Below are 19,747 nucleotides of genomic sequence, written 5' to 3'. Positions count from 1 at the left end.
TGACCCTCCATTTTTAATAGATTACGATTCAGCCAAAAGGATGTGGCATGATGAGCAGCAGCAATAAAGAAGAACAGGCGTTAAAATTATTTATCGTGCTTTCGAAGGCATACCGGACGCTGGAGGAAAAAGTGATGCAGGATATCCGCAGTCACGGGCTGAACCCGACTGAGTTTGCGGTGCTTGAACTTTTATATCATAAAGGCCCGCAGCCGCTGCAGAAAATCGGTAGTAAAATTCTCATAACAAGCGGAAGCATTACGTATGTCACGGATAAACTTGAAAGCAAAGGATATCTCACCAGGAAGCCCTGTACAAATGACCGCCGGATCACATATGGAACTATTACGGACAAAGGGAGAAAGTTGATGGACGAAATCTTTCCTGCCCATCGCAAACGTATCGCAGAATTGACAGAGGCTTTGTCACTTGAAGAGAAAGATGCTACGATCAGTAATTTGAAGAAACTCGGTCTGCAGCTGGAAAATGAACACAGTCAGTAACAGCGGAAACGGAATTCGTATTTTGAATGGAAGAAAGAGGCGTGATAAAGAATGATTACGATTTATCCGGAAAAATCAAGATATACTGCCCAGCACGGCTGGCTGACAAGCAACTTCAGCTTTTCCTTTGCTGAATATTTTGATCCGAATAATACTCAATTCGGCCCGCTCCGAGTCTTTAACGATGATGTCGTCCAGCCGCAGCGAGGTTTTGGTTCACACCCGCATAAAGAAATGGAAATCGTTTCGATTGTACTAGAAGGGCATTTGAAGCATGAAGACAGTACAGGTGAGACTGCTGTCACGTCATTTGGAGAGGTTCAGCGGATGAGTGCCGGAACAGGGGTCATCCATTCGGAAGTCAATCCTTCATCTGAGGAACCGGTGAACTTCCTGCAATTATGGTTTATGCCGGAAGAGAATGGGCTGAAACCTGAGTATGAAACTTCGGCATTCAATACAGAAGCGTTGTCTGAACAGCTCGTTCCAATCGTTTCCAAAAAGTATGCGAAGCCCGGTGAAGTCGCCGCCATCCATCAGGATCTGACCATCTATATGTCTGATATACAGCCGGCAAAAGAGTTAAGCTTCCTACAGGAAGCGGACCGGCGGACATACTTGTTCATCATAAACGGGGAAGCGGCTGTTAACGAATATGAAATGAAAACAAGGGATTCAGCAAGAATAACCGATGAGACGGACCTTGTCATCAGTTCCGATGAAGGAGCCCGCATTATCCTGATTGACCTGCCTTAATAGGAAGAGAAAAAAGCGCCCGGTGAAATGGGCGCTTTTCTCTTTGAATATGCTGACTGCCGGCGGCAAGTTCATTTTTATGACATTTCATCTTTATATAATGAAAGCAAGTGATCGACAGCATCATCTGTGTTTTGTATAAAAGAAACAAGTTCTTTGTTCTGGGTGCTGTAGTTATCCAGAGTGGCTGAAATTTCCTCAAGAGAAGCGGTAGATTGTTCAAGAACTGCAGCAAATTCAACAATCGCTGTATCAATCGATTTTGATGTTGAGCGGATACGGTCTGTAATGTTTGCGAACTGGCCGGCGTTTGTCTTCAGGTTCTCCACCGAATGATTAATTGTGATGAAGGATTGTTTCATGCCTTCTGCCGTCTCCACATTATCTTCCATTTGATCGGCATTGCGGGTCATGATCGCTTGCGTTTCTTTTGTAACATCGTTAACAGCAAACAGGTTTTCAGAGATGCGGTTGGCCGTATTCGCTGTCAGTTCGGAGAGCTTCCGGATTTCATCGGCAACAACCGCAAAACCCCGGCCGCTTTCCCCGGCCCGGGCTGCTTCAATGGATGCGTTCAACGCAAGCAGGTTCGTTTGGGAAGCAATTTGCTGAATATCATTCACAAAACCAGTGGATTCGGAAATTTTCTCGGCGAGCATATTCATCGTTGATGACATGTTGTTGATCGACTGCTTGAAGTCATGAATCTTTGTCAGCATCTTCTCGCCGTGCTGCCTGCCTTCTTCAGAAACGGCGTTTGTATCAGAAGCCTGTTCTTGAAGAGCGGCCGAAGCGGACACAAGCGACTGGACAATATTATTCAGTTCTTCAGCTGTCCTGGTGATATCCGTAGCATGTTCATTTTGCGACTGCATGCCAGATGAAACTTCCTGGACGGCGATATTCATTTCATTTAATGAATGTTGCTGTTCCTCACTCTGGGTGCGGACTTGATCAATGTTCCCGCCGATAACTTCGGAATTCTGCTCAAGTACCTGCCGCTGGTTTTGCATTTGGGCCAGCAAGTCCTGCGTCTGGTTCTGCCACCTTTCCATATCATATGCCAGGCGGCTTCCTACCTGGAATTGGAAAAGAAATGCGGTCGTTACGACAGCAAATAACAGGAAGACAATGCCGGCTTCTTTTCCTTGAAGGCCGAGTCCTTCCCCGAAAAATAGATAAAAAGCGGCGGTCTGGGCTGCACTCAATGCGATTCCCATCCATATAACCGGCTTTTTATTATAAACCGCCGCATTGACAAGCAAATAATACGGGAGGATGAACATAAGGACCGATCCGGAACTGTACATGATAGCAAAAATGATGATCGCTAGCCCTGCAATTGTTAGGTATGGAATCATCTTCGGAAATTTTTTCACTTTAATGAAAAAAGCGAGCAGTCCGATAAACACCGCTCCACCGACACCGATCGTGAGAATCGTAGCCAGCGGTCGACCTAGCGCGATATCAACTAACAGAGCAAGTGTAACGGAAATGATGGTGGCGATCAGGACAAGCTTGTTTTTCCTTTCAAGGTCCTGAATCATTAACTCCTTTAAACCGATATTGTTTTCCATAAGCAGGCTCCCCTTTTGTTATCAGAAAAAACTGAGTCTTTATTACTTATATCGTACTCTTTCCGTGAAAGATTAACTGTTTTTTTGTGTTTACTGATAAAAAATGGAGATTTCTCTTAAAAGCATTACGCAAAAAGAAAAACATCGGTTTTTTTAAAAAAAATTGTGGTTTTTCTGAATGATAAATTCAGTTTTTTTAAAAGATATTTTGATGAATTCAATACATCTCTTCCGCCGCTGCCCAGAAAAGCGTTTTAGTTGCACTCATTTTGGGCGATTTATCTTTTGGTGAGCATGTTTTCGGATAATTCCATACGGTTTCAGCGCATTATCCAGCCAATTTCGTTCTTTTTTTGAACCCGGCATGCCGAATTCATTCCAGTTTCCTCCCACAACCGTACGGGCTGGATCGTTTTCACCATACGAAAAACCCCCGCAACACACATTAGTGTCACCAGGGGGTTCACTTACTCGTTATCATATACCCTGTTGTATATTTCCTGCTCTTCAGCATCCAAAATATCTTCATATTTTTCATGCAGCTTTGTGGGTACGATGTTGACTTCGCTGCCGGTAATATCGGTAGAAATGAAATTCTCGAGTGATTCGGTGAAACCGACTGTATCTTCGCTGCCGATGTACATTTGATTGTAGTCGGCCATGTTCGGGTCGCCAAAATCGGACGGTGTTTCACTTGTTCCGTACATCCCAACTCGCTGAAAGGAGTCTTCGGCATCGAAATAGTTGCCGTCATCAGCTGATTCGTTCGTATAAGAGTAGAACGGTGTGCCAAGGGCTCCCTCTTCAATCGGACGCTGCCTGGCAACTGTTTGGTCATCAGCATGTTCCTTGCACCGGCTGGCGGTCGGAATCGCATGCAGCCGTTCAAATGGAATTTCTTTTCCGCAAACCGTACAAACGCCGTATGTTCCGTCTTCCATGCGCTGCAGGGCATTTTCCGCTTCTTCCAGCTGCTTTTCAGTCAGGTCGTTTAAAGCGATGTCCTTTTCCCGTTCATACAGTTCGGTTCCGATGTCGCCCGGATGATTGTCATAGTTGGCAAGTTCTCCGACTGACCATTTGTTTGCTTCCTGATCCAGGCCATAATGGTCACTGTCCCGCAGCAGTGACTCAGCATCGTTCTTAAGCGCGGTCAACTGGCTGCGCAGTCCTTGAAGCTGTTTGTCTGTGAGCATCAGCTACCACATCCCTTTCTGATGATTCATATACGTAGTATTGACCTGCATGACAAAACCATGCTGGAGAATAGCGGAAGGGGTGGGAAAATTCCTCTTAAAGGAAATGCGTGCTGAGAATCCGGCAGATCACCTTTACCCGACAATGGCGGTTGTGCACCTGGAAACGGAGATCAAGTTTCCTTCTTCATCTGTAATTTTGATATCCCACACCATTGTTCTGCGCCCTCTGTGGAGAGGGACCGCAATTGCTGTCACAATTCCGCTTTTTTTACTGCGGATATGATTGGCGTTAATTTCAATGCCTACAGCTGCCTGGGTGTCAGGGTCAATATTCAAGTAGGTTCCGATACTTGCCGCTGATTCTGCGAGGGCTACGGAAGCTCCGCCGTGAAGCAGCCCGAGCGGCTGATGGGTTTTAGGGCCAACAGGCATTGTCATGACAACTTTATCTTTTGTCAGTTCCACATTTTCGATACCAAGAACCTCAAGCATCGTGTTTTGATAATCCATGTTTGATTCCCCCAGTTTTAGTTGAAGTATTGTGTTTGCATTTTGCATAGGCAAGCAAGGGCTTTCAATCGCTTTGTAGCGGTTTCGCCCGCACTCGGGTGTTTATCCATACCGCATCAGGGGCCCTTACCATCTAATAAAAAAACACGGCTGGTAAATCCAACCGTGTTGTTACGCCATGTAGCTGAAAAGGATTCCAAGTGTCAGCAAAAAGCCGAAAAATGTATTAGTCTGAGCGGTCGCTTTCATTCCTGGCATCATTTCAGCCGGTTTCTTTTTGTTCTTGAAGCCTTTTACGGCTTCCCGTGCCTTGGCTGTACTGATGAATATGAGCAATGCCCATGGTGTAAGTACACCAGCTGCTGCAAGGATTGCAATCCATGCATAAGAAACAATGAACATGCCCGCCAAAAAACGGACTGCCTGCTGCTGGCCTAGCAGGATGGCGAGTGTTTTGCGGCCGTTTTCTTTATCGCCGTCATGGTCGCGGATGTTATTCGCCATTAAAATGGCTCCAACCAGGATTGCGATTGGTGTGGAAATAAGAATGCTTTCACCGGTAACGGTGCCGGTTTGAACATAAAAAGAAATTAAAATGATTCCATACCCCATAAAGATGCCTGATGCCAGTTCACCGAACGGCGTGTATGCAATCGGATAAGGTCCGCCTGTATAAAAGTATCCGACTGACATTGACACAAGCCCGATTACAGCAAGCCACCAGGTTGTTTCCATGCAAATGTATACCCCCAGTGCGATTGCTCCTGCGAAAAAGGCAAGCGCCAGGCTCAGGACGGTTGATGCCGAGACGCCTTCACGGACGATTGCTCCGCCGATTCCCACCGATTCATGGTTATCCAGGCCGCGCTTGAAGTCGTAGTACTCATTGAACATATTTGTCGCGGACTGAATTAAAACGCTGGCAAGAAACATTGCAAAAAACAGCGCGAAATCTATGGGGCCATACTGTACAGCGATCGCAGTGCCGAGAAAAACGGGCACGAAGGATGCTGTCAGCGTATGGGGACGAAGCAGGTTCCACCACACCCTCCAGCCCTTTTTTGGTGCTATAGCCTTTTCATGGGTGTTTTCTACAGTAGGCTGCATATACTTCTCTCCTTACAAAATTCGTCAATCATTCACAATTAAGTTTAGAAAACCCCTGCCAATGTGTCAATCTTTTTTAAAATTTTGGAAGCGTTTTACCACGATGATACCTGGGAATGGTATTATAATAAGGAAGTAACATATAGTTATTTGTTTAATTTTGGATAGTTGAACTTACATAACAGGAACTCGGCAATATTCGGAACGGGCATACTGTCGTTCTGTCGAAACCGTACGAATATTGACAGTAAAAGGGATTGAGGTGTATCTTAATAGAGGTGTCAAGATCATTTTCAACTAACTTAAAGAGACTAAATAAATTGTGCCGATGGAAGCAAACGGAAAGTCTTCGCTGCCGGGCAAATTCAGGGGGGGAACGAATATGATTACGATTCAGCACGAAGCACTGCACCGCAAAATTACTTTCGGTTCCGAGAAGGCTAAGAGGCTGCGGAAGCCTGTTCTCGTCAGTTATAGTCTTGAAGCGGAACAGCCGATAAATCCCCTTGCTTTTTTTGCGGCCGGCCATTCAGTTTTTCCTGGTGAACGTTCATTCTGGTCAGATCCTTCCAGAGAGCTTGCTCTCGTTGGAGCGGGAGAATCCCATATTGTCCGGCCTTCTCCGGCATATCGATTTAAAGACGCAGAAAAACAATGGAAACAGCTGATCGAAACAGCAGTCTATGATGGAGATACTGCTGCAGAGGGCACTGGCCCGCTTATGATAGGCGGTTTCTCATTTGATCCGTTAAAGCCGGTTACAAAGTTGTGGAATGCGTTTGAACATACGAAATTGACCGTTCCCACCTTTCTGCTCACTATTGTTAAAGGCAATTTTTATTTGACGATAAATATTATGGTGGACCATACAGCCGATGCTGACAGTCTGTATGAAAAGGCGATCGGGGACCAGGAGTCCCTTTTCAGCAGCCTGACTGCAGAATATCCTGTTTCTTTCCCGGCTCATGTATATACGGAGGAAATTGCTCCGGATCACTGGAAAGATTCAGTTGCGAAGCTTGCTGAGGAAGTGCGTGAAGGCGTCATCGAAAAAGTGGTGACGGCGAGGGAACTGCGCCTGTACGGGAGCGGGTCTTTTTCACCTGATGCAGTGCTCGGCCGCCTGCTTGAACAGCAGCCGCAAAGCTATATTTTTGCCTTTGAAAGCGGAACTGACTGCTTCGTTGGCGCCACTCCGGAACGGCTTATAAAACGAAGCGGTACAGAAGTCCTTTCAACCTGCCTGGCAGGGACGATCGCCCGCGGTTCAACACACCGGGAAGATGAACAGCTGGGTAAAGAACTTCTGCAGGATGAAAAGAATCTCCATGAACATGCCCTTGTTGTTAAGATGATCAAACAGGCGATGGAAGCGGGCTGCGACCATGTAGAAGTTCCGGACAGCCCTGCCCTCTATAAAGTAAGGGATATCCAGCACTTATATACACCAGTAAAAGGGAAAGCGAAATCCGATGCAACATTGTTGTCAATGGTCGAAAAGCTGCATCCGACCCCTGCTCTCGGCGGGTTTCCCCAGGAGCAGGCAATGGAAAAAATCCGCACAGAAGAAATCATGGACCGAGGCTGGTATGCCGCACCGATCGGCTGGATGGACGTACGCGGTAATGGTGAATTTGCCGTCGGCATAAGGTCAGGTCTCTTGCAGGGAGACGAAGCATCCCTGTTCGCCGGCTGCGGGATTGTCGGTGATTCCGATCCGGAATGTGAATATGTAGAGACCAAGATGAAATTTAAGCCAATGCTCTCTGCACTAGGAGGGACACTACATGACAACAGCGAATAATGCCCTTACCAGATATACAGCGGCATTTGTCGATGAACTGGTAAATAGCGGAGTTGTGGATGCCGTGATCAGTCCTGGATCACGTTCCACCCCTATGGCAATGACAATGGCGCATCATCCCGGCATGAACGTCTGGCTTGAAATAGACGAGCGTTCAGCCGGTTTTTTTGCGCTGGGAAAAGCGAAGGCATCTGCCCGGCCGGTGGCGCTTGTCTGTACGTCAGGCACGGCGGCGGCGAACTATATGCCGGCAGTTGTGGAAGCGTATTTATCAAGGGTCCCTTTACTGGTGCTGACGACAGACAGGCCCCATGAGCTCCGCGATGTGGGTGCGCCTCAGGCCATCGACCAGCTTAATCTGTATGGTAAATATGCAAAATGGTTTGCTGAAATGGCGCTGCCGGAAGAATCGGACGCAATGCTCCGTTATGCCCGCAGTTTTGCCGGCCGCGCTGCAGCAACGGCAAAGCAGGGGCCGGCCGGGGTCGTACATATGAATTTTCCTTATCGGGAACCGCTCATACCCGATTTCACAATTGATCATTTGTGGGAGGGCGGCAGAATGAATCGTGATGCATATATCGTCATCTCACCAGGAATTAAAACGGCAGATCAAGCGCTGCTTCGAAAGCTGGGTGCAGAACTGGCGGGAATTGAGAACGGACTCATTGTTTGCGGCCCCAATGAAGATCAGGGATTCGAAGATGCGGTTGCCGGCCTTGCCGATAAGCTGCAGTATCCTGTATTGGCCGACCCGCTTTCGCAGCTGAGGTCAGGTGAACATAATAAGAAATGGATAATTGATGGGTATGATGCTTTTTTACGGAGTGAAAAAATAAAGAAAAAGGCGAAGCCGGATATTATTATTCGATTCGGCGCCATGCCTGTATCCAAGCCGTTTCTCCTTTATTTGAAGACTCACCCGGAAACACGGCAAATCATCATTGATGAAGACGGGGGCTGGCGGGAGCCGACGCTGCTTGCTTCTGATATGATCCATTCCAATGCGGGGCAGTTTTGCGATTCGCTTAAGGAAGTGCTTCCGCAGCGGGATGAGACTGATTGGGCGAGACAATGGCTGAACTGGAATGCTGAGACGGTCAGTGTATTAAAAGCTTCCGCCCTGAACGAAAAAATTTTTGAAGGCCAGTTATTCCGTGAACTACAGGAACTGATGCCTGAAGGTTCTTTGCTGTTTGTCGGCAACAGTATGCCTGTAAGGGACCTTGATTCTTTTTTCTTCAATACCGGCCAATCGATAAGGACAATGGCAAACAGGGGGGCAAACGGCATCGACGGGATTGTCTCAAGTGCACTTGGCGCAGCTTCGGTACAAGCGCCGATGGTGCTGGTGATCGGCGACCTGTCGTTTTATCATGATATGAACGGCCTTCTTGCTTCGAAACTGTACAAGCTGAATGCAACTATCGTAGTGGTGAATAACGATGGCGGGGGAATTTTTTCTTTCTTGCCCCAGGCGCAGCATTCACAACATTTTGAGGACCTGTTCGGCACACCGCATGGCCTTGATTTCAAGCATGCGGCAGAGTTGTATAAAGGGGAATACTGTAAAGTTGATTCCTGGTCAGGATTCCGGACGGCGGTATCCGAAGCCGTTTCCTTTGAAGGCCTTAATATAATTGAAGTTCCGACCGATAGAAAGGATAATGTAAAACAGCATAAAGATGTCTGGCGGGCTGTAATGGAAGTGGTGGAGTCAGGTGAGTAACAGATCCCATGCTGTGATAAACGGTCTTGGTTACAGTTATGAAGTGAAGGGGCAAGGCGCTCCTCTTTTGCTGCTTCATGGTTTCACAGGAGATATTTCTACATGGAATCCTGTCGTTGACCGGCTGGCCGAACAATATCGGACGATTGCCGTCGACTTGCCGGGCCACGGCAAAACGGAGGCGCCGGAAAACCCGGATCGATACGGTGCAGAAAATACTGCGAAGGATCTCGCAGGCCTACTGGATTACCTTGGCATCGACCGTGCCTATGTACTGGGCTATTCGATGGGAGGCAGACTCGCGCTTACTTTTTCTTTCTTATACAAAGAGAAGGTAAAAGGGCTTATACTTGAAAGTGCATCACCAGGACTGAAAAGCGAAAGTGAACGGTCGGACAGGAGAGCACGTGATGAAAAGCTTGCCTCAATGATTGATGAGGTCGGAATCAAGGCGTTTGTTGATTACTGGGAGAATATCCCGCTATTTGCCAGCCAAAGAAAGCTCCCGGAAGACAGTCGGGAAGAAATTAGAAGGCAAAGGCTGAACCAGCGGCCGCATGGCCTGGCAAACAGCTTGCGCGGATTCGGAACCGGTTCACAGCCCTCGTGGTGGAAACGGCTCGGAGAACTTGAGGTGCCGGTTATCCTTCTCGCAGGGGAACTGGATACGAAGTTTGTTGCTATTGCTGACGAGATGGAAAAAGGGCTTGGGAATGCGGAAAAACGTGTGGTCAAGGAAACTGGTCATGCAATCCATGTGGAACAACCGCAGATTTTTGGTAAAATAGTAGTTGACTGCATGAAAATGCTGTCAAAACTGTCGAATTGATAAGGAGGATTATACATATGTCCAGTTTTGAATGGGTAGCTGAACGAAATTATGAAGACATCCTGTATGAGACATATAACGGGATTGCGAAAATCACCATCAACCGTCCAGAGGTGCGGAATTCATTCCGACCAAAAACGGTGATGGAATTGATCGATGCTTTTGCATTTGCGCGCGATGACAAAGATATTGGCGTTATCGTCCTGGCGGGAGCAGGAGACGATGCATTCTGTGCCGGCGGCGACCAGAAAGTCCGCGGCCATGGCGGGTATGTCGGCGAAGACGAGATTCCGCGCTTGAATGTTCTCGATTTGCAGCGCTTGATTCGTGTCATTCCAAAGCCGGTCGTCGCGATGGTCAGCGGCTATGCGATTGGCGGCGGGCACGTGCTGCACGTCGTCTGCGACCTTACAATCGCCGCTGATAACGCAATTTTCGGCCAGACCGGTCCTAAGGTCGGCAGCTTTGATGCTGGATATGGCGCAGGATACCTCGCCCGTATCGTCGGCCATAAGAAAGCCCGTGAAATCTGGTACCTGTGCCGCCAGTATAATGCACAGGAAGCGCTGGATATGGGTCTTGTCAACACAGTCGTGCCTCTTGAAAAGCTTGAAGAAGAAACGGTGCAATGGTGTGAAGAAATGCTTGAGAAATCACCGACAGCCCTGCGCTTCCTGAAAGCTTCCTTCAATGCTGATACGGATGGCCTTGCCGGCCTTCAGCAGCTTGGCGGAGACGCAACTCTGCTTTACTATACAACCGAAGAGGCGAAAGAAGGCCGTGATGCGTTCAAGGAAAAGCGCAAGCCAGACTTCAAGCAGTTTCCTCGTTTTCCTTAAGCTATCAAAAATTAGCCTTGCGACCAAGTTCGCAGGCTAATTTTTTTCATTACCTTTCAACCCATATCTGCACTTGTTAAGATTTCAGACAAAGATATACAACAAATTGAAGGAGGCAACGGCATGCATGCTGAAATGATGCCGAACTGGCTTGAAAAGAGGGCTTTTCTATCACCGGAAAGGACTGCCTTGATTAAAGGGGATGACAGGGTTTCTTTCCGGGAACTGAAAGACCGGGCCCGCAAATATGCTGCTGCATTTCAATCTCACGGTATAGAACAGGGGAGCCGCTGTGCACTCTTGATTGATAACTCTATAGATTCAGCTGCTGCGATATATGGACTGCAAAGCCTTGGGGCCGTAATGGTTTTGCTGAATACGCGGCTGACTCCGGCCGAGTGCGCCTGGCAAATGAAGGATGCGGAAGCGGCGCTGCTTGTTTTCAGCGATGCCCGGTCGGACCAGGCGAAAGAAGCATCTGAGTCTGCAGGCATCCGTGCTGTGCAGCTCGATACGCTGCCTCAGCCCAACATGCCTGAGCCTGATATTTTGACGGAATTTGATTTAAACAGCCTGCATTCCATCATCTATACGAGCGGGACTACAGGGAAGCCGAAGGGAGTACTCCTGACAAACGGCAACCACTGGTGGAGTGCTGTTTCTTCCGCTTTGAATCTTGGTATTCAGCAAGATGACCGATGGCTTGCCTGCCTGCCCTTTTTTCATGTAAGCGGGCTTTCAATATTGATGAAAAGCGTCATTTACGGAATGAGCGTCGTTATTCATGACCAGTTTGATCCCCAAAAAGTACACTGCTCCCTAATACAGGACCGCGTGACGATGATTTCGGTCGTTAGCGTAATGCTCGCACAGGTACTTGAGGAACTTGGGAAAGACAGATATCCGGAGCATTTGCGGTGCGTGCTTCTTGGCGGCGGACCGGCCCCGAAATCTTTGCTTGAAAAAAGCAGGGATAAACGGATACCTGTATTTCAGACATACGGGATGACCGAAACGGCGTCACAAATTGCCACCCTCTCTCCGGAGTATGCGCTCGAGAAGCTCGGCTCAGCCGGCAAGCCACTGTTTCCTGCTGAACTTGCCATCTTTTCGGGGTCCCATCCAGCAGGCCCGGGTGAAATCGGTGAAATTGCTGTAAAGGGGCCGAACGTATCAAAAGGATATTATAAAAAGGAAGCAGATAGACAAGCAGGCTGGTTTATGACCGGTGATTTGGGCAAGCTTGACGAAGAGGGGTTTCTATATGTCATCGACAGGCGCAGTGATTTGATCATATCAGGCGGAGAAAACATTTACCCTGCCGAGATAGAAGATATACTATTAAGTCATCCTGCTGTGAAGGAAGCGGGTGTTTACGGAATTGATGATGAAAAGTGGGGAAGCGTCCCGGCGGCAGCTATTGTGCTGTCCAGGGATACTACGGAACAGGCGCTTCAGGCATACTGCAAAACGCGGCTTGCCGGTTACAAAGTGCCAAGGAAAATATCGTTCACAGAACAACTCCCCCGGAATGCGGCTCGCAAACTCCAGCGCCATCGACTGAAGGATTTGGAAGAGAACGGACGTGGTTACCAATGATCATTGACCGGTTTGTTTTGCATGTCATTGAAAATAAACTGAAAAAGCCGTTCACTACTAGTTTTGGTACGGTTGAACTCCGCCAGAGCATTATTGTGGAGGCGATAGACGACAAAGGTGTTTCTGGCTGGGGGGAGTGTGTTGCGTTTTCTTCCCCGTGGTATACGGAAGAAACGACCAGGACATGCCTGCATATAATGGAAGATTTCCTTATTCCTATCGTATTTCGAAAACAGATTTCCCACCCGTCCGAACTGAAAGCGAGGTTCAGGGAGGTGCGAAGGAATCCGATGGCCAAGGCTGCCGTTGAGATGTCTGTCTGGGACCTGGCCGCCAAAAATGCTGAAGTGTCGCTTGCTGATTTCATCGGAGCCACGCGTAAACAAATACCGGCAGGGGCTGTGGTTGGAATAAATACACCCGAAAAGATGAAATCTGAAATAGAGCATTTTTTAAATGATGGATATCAGCGGATCAAAATAAAGATCTATCCTGAGTCCGACGAGCGGGTCATAAGCGAAATCCGAAACCATTTTCCGGATCTTCCCTTAATGGCAGATGCCAATTCCGCCTATACGCTGGATCATGTCGAACAATTGAAAAATCTTGATAAATACAATTTGCTGATGATCGAACAGCCGCTCGGTCAGGGTGATTTTGCCGGCCATGCCCTTTTGCAAAAGCATCTTCAAACCCCGGTATGCCTCGATGAAAGCATCGCTTCGTTTGAAGACGCTAGACAGGCGCTTGCGCTGGATAGCTGCCGAATCATAAATGTAAAAATCGGAAGGGTCGGCGGCCTTCAGGAAGCGCTCGATATTCATCAGTTATGTCTTGATAAGGAAGTACCCCTTTGGGTAGGAGGAATGCTTGAAACCGGAGTATCACGTGCGTTCAATATTGCACTTGCTGCATTGCCGGGTTTCACTGTACCCGGCGATATTTCCGCTTCATCACGATATTGGCACAAAGATATCACTTTACCCGAAGTGAAGGTGAGCGACGGTTGGATTGATGTGCCTGCAGATAGCGGTATCGGATATATAATAGACGAACGACACCTCAAAACGCTTCGATTAGAACGAAAGGTATTACGGGCGGGAGTATAAAGGGCTGCGAAACAACAGGCCGGTTTCCGAAGGGGCCCGCTCAAGTATTTCATCAGGGAGGACTTACACGTTGATTGAATCAACTGTTACCGGGAAAGACGAACTTTTGAAAGAAATCGAGAGATTACGCCTGCAAATGTATAAAATTATGGGCAATATGAATGACAGTATGTTCAGCAGCCCTGAGTTTTTGGCTATCAGCAGAGAACTTGATCAAAAAATCATCGAGTTTCAAACATACGGTAAATGAGCCATTACGTGATAAAGAAGCGTTTTTCCTATGGAAAGACGTTTTCTTTTTATCCATTCGCGGAAAAGAATAAAGAAGGAAGAAACAGACTTGATTCACATCGCAGCATTTAAAAAGGAGTGCATAAAGCTCAGTTAAAAGCATAATTCTGGACGGTAAGGGATAAACACGGTACATTTAAGAAGCATATTGTAAATAGATGAGGAACTGTTTTCAAAAAACAGACAAAAAAATGTGAACATCTGTTGACATTTTTATATTCATTTTGTAATATACCCATAGGGGTAATGGTAGTAAATATTTTATACCAATGTTTTGCAATAAAAACAGTTGATGTGGAAGACTAAAATAAAGACCTGAAATAATTAAATGTGAAAGGGGAAATTTACAAATGTCAGTCAAAACGGTTATGACACCAGATGAAGTGAAAGAAAAACTCGAAAAGGGCGAAAAAATGAACGTTATTGACGTCCGTGAACATGAAGAAGTGGCAGAAGGAATGATTCCGGGTGCAAAGCACATCCCGCTCGGTGAAATCCAGGAGCGTGCAAATGAGCTGGAAAAAGGCAAGGAATATATCATGGTTTGCCGTTCAGGCAACCGGAGCGGCATGGCAACTGAATACTTGAACAGCCAGGGCTTCACTTGCATCAATATGGTTGGCGGCATGATGAACTGGACAGGGAAGGTAAAGTAACAGTTTACGAATGTAGAGTGCAAGCATAAAAGCTTGATTATCCAGGGAGAGGTTATGGAAATTATTCCAAATAGAGCTTAGGAGGTCGAAATCATGGCTGAATTGAAAATGATGACAGCTAAAGAATTGACTGAAAAAGTAATTAACAAAGAAGAGTTATTCATTCTGGATGTCCGGAATGAGAGTGAATTCAACGACTGGAAAATTGAGGGTGAAAGAATCGATGTCATCAATAAGGCATACTTCGAACTGCTCGAAGGCCTGGATCCGATAAAAGATGACCTTCCGAAGGATAAAGATATCCTGGTTGTCTGCGCGAAAGAAGGTTCTTCCAAATTCGTTGCAGAGCAGCTCGTTGAAGAAGGATTTGAAAATGTGAGCTACCTTGAAGGCGGCATGAAAAGCTGGAGCGAATATCTCCATCCGGTGAAAGTTGCCGACCTTAAAGGCAACGGTGAGTTATATCAATTTGTTCGCATAGGTAAAGGGTGCCTGTCCTATCTGGTTGCATCAGATGGAGAAGCGGTCATTATTGATTCTGCCCGCACAGTCGACAACTACCTTGAATTTCTGAAAGAGAAAGACCTTAAACTGACCAACGTCCTTGACACGCACTTGCACGCCGATCATATTTCCGGCGGGCGCAAGCTCGGTGAAGAAACGGGTGCGACTTACTGGCTGCCGCCGAAAGATGCGGAGGAAGTTACATTTGACTATGAGCCGCTTGAAGAAGGCCGTGAGTTGAAAGTCGGTTCATCCACAATCAGCGTCCAACCGCTTTACTCACCCGGCCATACAATTGGAAGCACTTCTTTCATCATAGACGACAAGTACTTGCTGACAGGGGACATTCTGTTTGTTGAGTCCATCGGGCGTCCTGACCTTGCCGGTCTGGCGGAAGATTGGGTCGGCGACCTGCGTGACACCCTTTACAGCCGTTATAAAAACCTGTCAGATGAATTGATGGTGCTGCCGGCACACTTTGCACACCACACAGAACTTGGTGAAAACGGCGAAGTAATGGCACGCCTTGGCGACCTTTATGAAAAGAATGCAGGGCTGCAAGTGGAAGACGAAGGTGAATTCCGCAAGCTGGTAACTGAAAATCTCCCGCCGCAGCCAAACGCGTATAAAGAAATCCGGGAAACAAACATGGGTAAAATTGATCCTGACGGTGAAAAACAGCGCGAAATGGAAATTGGTCCAAACCGCTGTGCCGTTCACGGATAATTTATTAATAATAAATCAAAATCAGGGGGTAACAATAATGGAAGCGAATAAAGTAGTTGACGCAAAAAACCTGGCATGCCCAATGCCGATTGTAAAGACAAAAAAAGGCATGGATGATCTTGAATCAGGTCAAGTCCTTGAAGTTCAGGCAACTGATAAAGGTGCAGTGAATGACCTGACTGCCTGGTCCAAGTCAAAAGGGCACGAATTGATTGAGCAAACTGAAAAAGACGGCGTCCTGTATTTCTATATCAAAAAGGCGTAACGGAGGAACCGGGGCATCCACGGGGTCCCCGGTTTCCGCTATGCCGCGGGAAACCGCAGCAGGCTGAAAATGCGGATACAGTTTAGGAGGAGTTACCGTGCATGATGTACTGATTATCGGAGGCGGGATTTCCGGACTGTCTGCAGCTGTTTATACAGCTTACGGGAAGTTGGACACCGTTGTACTCGATACGGAGACGTCCCAGATCAAAAGGGTCGGAACGCTGCGGAACTATCCAGGCGTACTAGAAACCTCCGGCGAACAATTACTCGAAAACATGCGGAAGCAGGCAGAATCCTTCGGTGCTGAAGTGCAGGTGAACGAGGTGAAAAATATTGAGCCCCAGGAAGGCGGCTTCAGTGTTGAAACAGAAACCGGCACGATGTCAGCAAAATATGTCATTGTTGCAACCAACATTAAAACAGATCTTCTTGAGAACCTGGGACTTTCACTAATCGTGAATGAAAAAGTCCCAAGTGGAAAAATTAAGCAGGTGGAAGGCGTCGGGTTTGATGGCGTGACATCACGGGAAAACCTATATATTGCCGGGCTGTTGACAGGACTCTCAAGCCAATCGGTCATTGCAGCCGGACAGGGTGCCCAGCTTGGTGTCGATATTGTGACCAGGGAAACAGGAAAAATGTTTATCTGGCATGATGTATAAATAAGTTCGAAACGCCCAAACGCACAGTATGCTATTGACAATGGATCATAAGTTTAATACTATACCTGTAGGGGTAATAGTGGGAAGTTAAAATTGGAACAAAGGGGGATATAAAAAATGGCGATCAAATCAGATTTTACAATTGATGCAAAAGGGTTGTCTTGCCCGCTGCCGATTGTAAAGGCGAAAAAAGGCATGAACGAAATTGGTCCTGGCCAGGTCCTTGAACTTCAGGCAACCGACAGGGGTTCACTGGCTGATATCCAGGGCTGGGCCAAAGGAACAGGGCATGAATATATCGGCACCCGCGAAGAAGGCGACGTGCTGAAGCACTATCTCCGCAAAGCAAGTGATGAAGAAGCTAAGGAAGCGGAGCCATATCCTCATACGATCGATAACGAAGGGCTGCAGAGCAAGCTCAATAATGAGGATATTACGGTTCTTGATGTACGTGAATCTGCAGAGTATGCATTCAAGCATATCCCGGGCGCGAAGTCCATTCCGATGGGTGAACTGGAAAACCGCATTGATGAGCTTGATAAGGATTCAGACCTTTATGTTGTGTGCCGCACCGGCAACCGCAGTGACATGGCATCAAAACTTCTATCTGAAAAAGGGTTTAAAAATGTCGTAAATGTCGTTCCGGGTATGAGCGAGTGGAATGGCCCTTCCGAGGAAGAAGAATAAACGGCAATATTTAAGAAGTCGGCAATAACAAATTAATATTATATAGGGGGAATTTGCAAATGAGTAAAAAAATCGCGATTATCGCAGCAAACGGTGGAATGTTCGACGCTTACAAGGTATTCAACATCGCAACAGCAGCAGCAGCAACAGATGCAGAAGTACAAATCTTCTTCACGTTTGAAGGACTGAACTTGATACACAAAGAAGGCCATAAGCAGCTTCCGATGCCGGAAGGAAAAGAACATTTCCAGGAAGGCTTCAAAAATGCAAACGTACCTCCAATTCCAGATCTTGTGGAAATGGCAAAGGACATGGGTGTTAAGTTTGTTGCATGCCAAATGACAATGGATGTCATGAGCCTTGAAAAAGAACACTTTGTTGACGGAATTGATGTCGGCGGAGCGGTAACTTTCCTCGACTTTGCACAGGGTGCTGATGTAACACTTACATTCTAATTAACCTATATGTTCTAGTTTTTTACTTCAAGGGGCCGGATATTCCGGTCCTTTCCAGTTTTAAAATGAAGGCTGTGGTAGAACTCAGGTTGATTTGTAACGATATTGAGGGAGCGAAAATCAACCTGCTGCATAAACAGAGCCTAAAAGGAAAGGGAGATAAATCAATGGAAACAGTAAATATAGTTGATGCAAAGGGCCTTGCCTGCCCAATGCCAATCGTGAAGACGAAAAAAGCCATGGATAAACTTCAACAAGGTGATATTCTTGAGATTCAGGCAACTGACAAAGGGGCCACAAATGATTTGACGGCCTGGTCAAAATCGTCAGGACATGAAATGCTTGAGATGAAAGATGAAGACGGCATACTGACTTTCTGGATCAAAAAAGGGTAACAGCCCATATAAAGAGACATCTGGAAAAATGCCGAATATACGGAACACCTGAAAAGTGTTCGCGAATTGTTCATGAATCGTAATTGAATTTCATCTTTGTCTCATGTAGGATAAGAGTCGTTGATTACATCCGGGAGTATATTTTAGAGGCTCCGGATATTCTATTGGAGGGAACATCATTGTCGATTCTTCTTACCGTATTCGGCATTTTTGCAGGTACAGCTTTATATAAACGTTATATACCGGTCAAAGGGACCCCTTGCCTGGACGGGCTTGAATCCTGCAACCGGGATGAAAACATGGTATTGCTTGATGTGAGGGATTTCCAGGAGTCATCAGCAGATCCGGTCGAAGGAAGCTTGAATATTCCGCTTGCCTACTTGAAAAGGTACAGCAGTGACATTCCGAATAAGCGGGTTGTGCTGATCGCTGATTCATTTATACTTGCTAATATGGCAACCCGGTTTTTGCGCCTCCGCAAGTTCAATGTGGCCGGCGTTCATTTTAAAGGGATGCCTAAAACTGATAAAAAGAGGAGTTGTTGCCAGTGGCAGGACATCGCTTTAACCCCGAAAAAGCAAATAAACTAGTCAGCAATGAACGATATGACAGGCTTCCGCCCCAGCAGATTTTTGATGATTTTCACGTCGGAGCGGGTGATAAAACAGCAGATTTGGGTGCAGGCAACGGGTTCTTCACACTTCCGCTAGCTGAAAGAACAGGGTCGGATGTATATGCCCTTGATATTGAGCCAATGATGCTTGAGATGCTGAAGGAAAGGGCAGAGAGCCAGGGCATTGATAAGATTCATTATATCGAAAGCGATTTGGATCATATCAAGCTTGAGGATCAATCTGTTGATAAAGTCGTCATTTCCTTTGTTCTGCATGAAGTACCCGATCTTAACCGTACGCTTGCTGAAATCAATCGGATTTTAAAACCCGGCGGAAAACTGATTGCTGTTGAATGGGAGGCCCTTGATGAAGAAGCAGGCCCTCCGCTGCATCACCGCATTCCTTCGGAAGAGCTTAAAGACATTTTAACGGAGAATGGGTATGTAATTGAAAAAGTGACGTTCCCTAACCCTTCTAATTATGTGGTAGGTGCAACGCCGCAATAATCTTATTCGGGGAGAGAAGAACTATGAAAAAAGCTGGAATGGGGATTCTGGTTTTACTGTTATTGGCTGTATTGGGGGCATGCGGAAGCGGAGCAACATATCAGGATGTGAGTCCGGAAAAAGCGCAAGCCCTCATTCAGGAAGAAGACGTACAGGTTCTGGATGTCAGGACATCGCAGGAGTTTGCAGAGGGTCACATCCCGGGTGCCATGCTTATTCCGCTGCAGGAGCTTGAAGGGCGCCTTGGCGAGCTTGACAAGGAAGGGAAGTATGTAGTTGTTTGCCGGAGCGGCAACCGTTCGGCCCAGGCAAGTGAAATCCTGGCAGAAAACGGATTTACAAATATTCATAACATGAACGGCGGCATGAGCCAGTGGACTGGCGACGTTAAGTTTTAAGAAGAGAAAAACCCAAAGGGTTTTT

Annotated in this window: 23 protein-coding genes; 19 read left to right on the top strand and 4 right to left on the bottom strand. The window is 46.9% G+C overall.

Annotated elements, in window-relative coordinates; translation table 11 throughout:
* Positions 1-50: 50 nt before the first annotated feature.
* Complete coding sequence (locus A4U59_RS06655) at positions 51-503, top strand: MarR family winged helix-turn-helix transcriptional regulator (protein WP_425388880.1); 453 nt, start codon at positions 51-53, stop codon at positions 501-503.
* 51 nt (positions 504-554) lie between these two features.
* Positions 555-1,259: a pirin family protein gene (locus tag A4U59_RS06650; protein WP_070120392.1), complete on the top strand. Its 705-nt coding sequence runs from the start codon at positions 555-557 to the stop codon at positions 1,257-1,259.
* Positions 1,260-1,336: 77 nt separating this feature from the next.
* Here A4U59_RS06650 and A4U59_RS22560 read toward each other — a convergent pair whose 3' ends face one another.
* From A4U59_RS22560 to A4U59_RS06630, 4 genes are all read right to left on the bottom strand, one after another.
* Positions 1,337-1,936: a methyl-accepting chemotaxis protein gene (locus tag A4U59_RS22560; protein ID WP_425388884.1), complete on the bottom strand. Its 600-nt coding sequence runs from the start codon at positions 1,934-1,936 to the stop codon at positions 1,337-1,339.
* Positions 1,937-3,303: 1,367 nt separating this feature from the next.
* The gene (locus tag A4U59_RS06640; RefSeq protein WP_070120390.1) at positions 3,304-4,032 is read right to left on the bottom strand and encodes a TraR/DksA C4-type zinc finger protein; all 729 of its coding nucleotides are present in this window, start codon (positions 4,030-4,032) and stop codon (positions 3,304-3,306) included.
* 135 nt (positions 4,033-4,167) lie between these two features.
* Positions 4,168-4,545 (bottom strand): hotdog fold thioesterase, encoded by a 378-nt coding sequence (locus A4U59_RS06635; RefSeq protein ID WP_070120389.1) that lies wholly within the window; start codon positions 4,543-4,545, stop codon positions 4,168-4,170.
* Between the two features lie 171 nt (positions 4,546-4,716).
* On the bottom strand, positions 4,717-5,652 hold the full coding sequence (locus A4U59_RS06630; protein ID WP_070120388.1) for a 1,4-dihydroxy-2-naphthoate polyprenyltransferase: 936 nt from the start codon (positions 5,650-5,652) through the stop codon (positions 4,717-4,719).
* Positions 5,653-6,034: 382 nt separating this feature from the next.
* Here A4U59_RS06630 and A4U59_RS06625 point away from each other — a divergent pair, with 382 nt between their 5' ends.
* From A4U59_RS06625 to A4U59_RS06545, 17 genes are all read left to right on the top strand, one after another.
* Positions 6,035-7,456, top strand: coding sequence for an isochorismate synthase (locus tag A4U59_RS06625; protein ID WP_070120458.1), 1,422 nt, complete (start codon positions 6,035-6,037; stop codon positions 7,454-7,456).
* Positions 7,440-9,185 carry a 2-succinyl-5-enolpyruvyl-6-hydroxy-3-cyclohexene-1-carboxylic-acid synthase gene (gene menD / locus A4U59_RS06620; protein WP_070120387.1) on the top strand — a complete coding sequence of 582 codons (1,746 nt, stop codon included), beginning with the start codon at positions 7,440-7,442 and terminating at the stop codon, positions 9,183-9,185. The genes A4U59_RS06625 and menD overlap by 17 nt, the downstream gene beginning before the upstream one ends.
* Positions 9,178-10,014 (top strand): 2-succinyl-6-hydroxy-2,4-cyclohexadiene-1-carboxylate synthase, encoded by an 837-nt coding sequence (menH, locus tag A4U59_RS06615; RefSeq protein ID WP_245680511.1) that lies wholly within the window; start codon positions 9,178-9,180, stop codon positions 10,012-10,014. The genes menD and menH overlap by 8 nt, the downstream gene beginning before the upstream one ends.
* A gap of 17 nt (positions 10,015-10,031) precedes the next feature.
* Positions 10,032-10,853: a 1,4-dihydroxy-2-naphthoyl-CoA synthase gene (gene menB / locus A4U59_RS06610; RefSeq protein WP_070120386.1), complete on the top strand. Its 822-nt coding sequence runs from the start codon at positions 10,032-10,034 to the stop codon at positions 10,851-10,853.
* Positions 10,854-10,976: 123 nt separating this feature from the next.
* Complete coding sequence (locus tag A4U59_RS06605) at positions 10,977-12,452, top strand: o-succinylbenzoate--CoA ligase (RefSeq protein ID WP_070120385.1); 1,476 nt, start codon at positions 10,977-10,979, stop codon at positions 12,450-12,452.
* Positions 12,449-13,561 (top strand): o-succinylbenzoate synthase, encoded by a 1,113-nt coding sequence (menC, locus tag A4U59_RS06600; protein WP_070120384.1) that lies wholly within the window; start codon positions 12,449-12,451, stop codon positions 13,559-13,561. The genes A4U59_RS06605 and menC overlap by 4 nt, the downstream gene beginning before the upstream one ends.
* Before the next feature lie 70 nt (positions 13,562-13,631).
* On the top strand, positions 13,632-13,811 hold the full coding sequence (locus tag A4U59_RS06595; RefSeq protein WP_070120383.1) for an aspartyl-phosphate phosphatase Spo0E family protein: 180 nt from the start codon (positions 13,632-13,634) through the stop codon (positions 13,809-13,811).
* A 391-nt stretch (positions 13,812-14,202) separates the two neighbouring features.
* Positions 14,203-14,508, top strand: a complete 306-nt coding sequence (locus A4U59_RS06590) for a rhodanese-like domain-containing protein (protein WP_070120382.1) — start codon at positions 14,203-14,205, stop codon at positions 14,506-14,508.
* Between the two features lie 93 nt (positions 14,509-14,601).
* Positions 14,602-15,738 (top strand): MBL fold metallo-hydrolase, encoded by a 1,137-nt coding sequence (locus A4U59_RS06585; RefSeq protein ID WP_070120381.1) that lies wholly within the window; start codon positions 14,602-14,604, stop codon positions 15,736-15,738.
* Between the two features lie 37 nt (positions 15,739-15,775).
* A complete protein-coding gene (locus tag A4U59_RS06580) occupies positions 15,776-16,003 on the top strand; it encodes a sulfurtransferase TusA family protein (RefSeq protein WP_070120380.1) in 228 nt (75 codons plus the stop codon).
* A gap of 97 nt (positions 16,004-16,100) precedes the next feature.
* Complete coding sequence (locus A4U59_RS06575; RefSeq protein WP_070120379.1) at positions 16,101-16,667, top strand: NAD(P)/FAD-dependent oxidoreductase; 567 nt, start codon at positions 16,101-16,103, stop codon at positions 16,665-16,667.
* A gap of 117 nt (positions 16,668-16,784) precedes the next feature.
* A complete protein-coding gene (locus A4U59_RS06570) occupies positions 16,785-17,354 on the top strand; it encodes a sulfurtransferase TusA family protein (protein WP_070120378.1) in 570 nt (189 codons plus the stop codon).
* Between the two features lie 59 nt (positions 17,355-17,413).
* Positions 17,414-17,809 (top strand): DsrE/DsrF/DrsH-like family protein, encoded by a 396-nt coding sequence (locus tag A4U59_RS06565; RefSeq protein ID WP_070120377.1) that lies wholly within the window; start codon positions 17,414-17,416, stop codon positions 17,807-17,809.
* A gap of 167 nt (positions 17,810-17,976) precedes the next feature.
* Positions 17,977-18,204 carry a sulfurtransferase TusA family protein gene (locus A4U59_RS06560; protein ID WP_070120456.1) on the top strand — a complete coding sequence of 76 codons (228 nt, stop codon included), beginning with the start codon at positions 17,977-17,979 and terminating at the stop codon, positions 18,202-18,204.
* Between the two features lie 179 nt (positions 18,205-18,383).
* Positions 18,384-18,794: a rhodanese-like domain-containing protein gene (locus A4U59_RS06555; protein ID WP_070120376.1), complete on the top strand. Its 411-nt coding sequence runs from the start codon at positions 18,384-18,386 to the stop codon at positions 18,792-18,794.
* Positions 18,752-19,324 (top strand): class I SAM-dependent methyltransferase, encoded by a 573-nt coding sequence (locus A4U59_RS06550; protein WP_070120375.1) that lies wholly within the window; start codon positions 18,752-18,754, stop codon positions 19,322-19,324. The genes A4U59_RS06555 and A4U59_RS06550 overlap by 43 nt, the downstream gene beginning before the upstream one ends.
* Positions 19,325-19,347: 23 nt before the next feature.
* The gene (locus A4U59_RS06545) at positions 19,348-19,722 is read left to right on the top strand and encodes a rhodanese-like domain-containing protein (RefSeq protein ID WP_070120374.1); all 375 of its coding nucleotides are present in this window, start codon (positions 19,348-19,350) and stop codon (positions 19,720-19,722) included.
* Positions 19,723-19,747 lie beyond the last annotated feature (25 nt).

This window comes from Bacillus marinisedimentorum, from assembly GCF_001644195.2.
GTDB classification, from domain to species: Bacteria; Bacillota; Bacilli; order Bacillales; family Bacillaceae_O; genus Bacillus_BL; species Bacillus_BL marinisedimentorum.
This window is presented reverse-complemented; position numbering and strand designations above follow the sequence as displayed.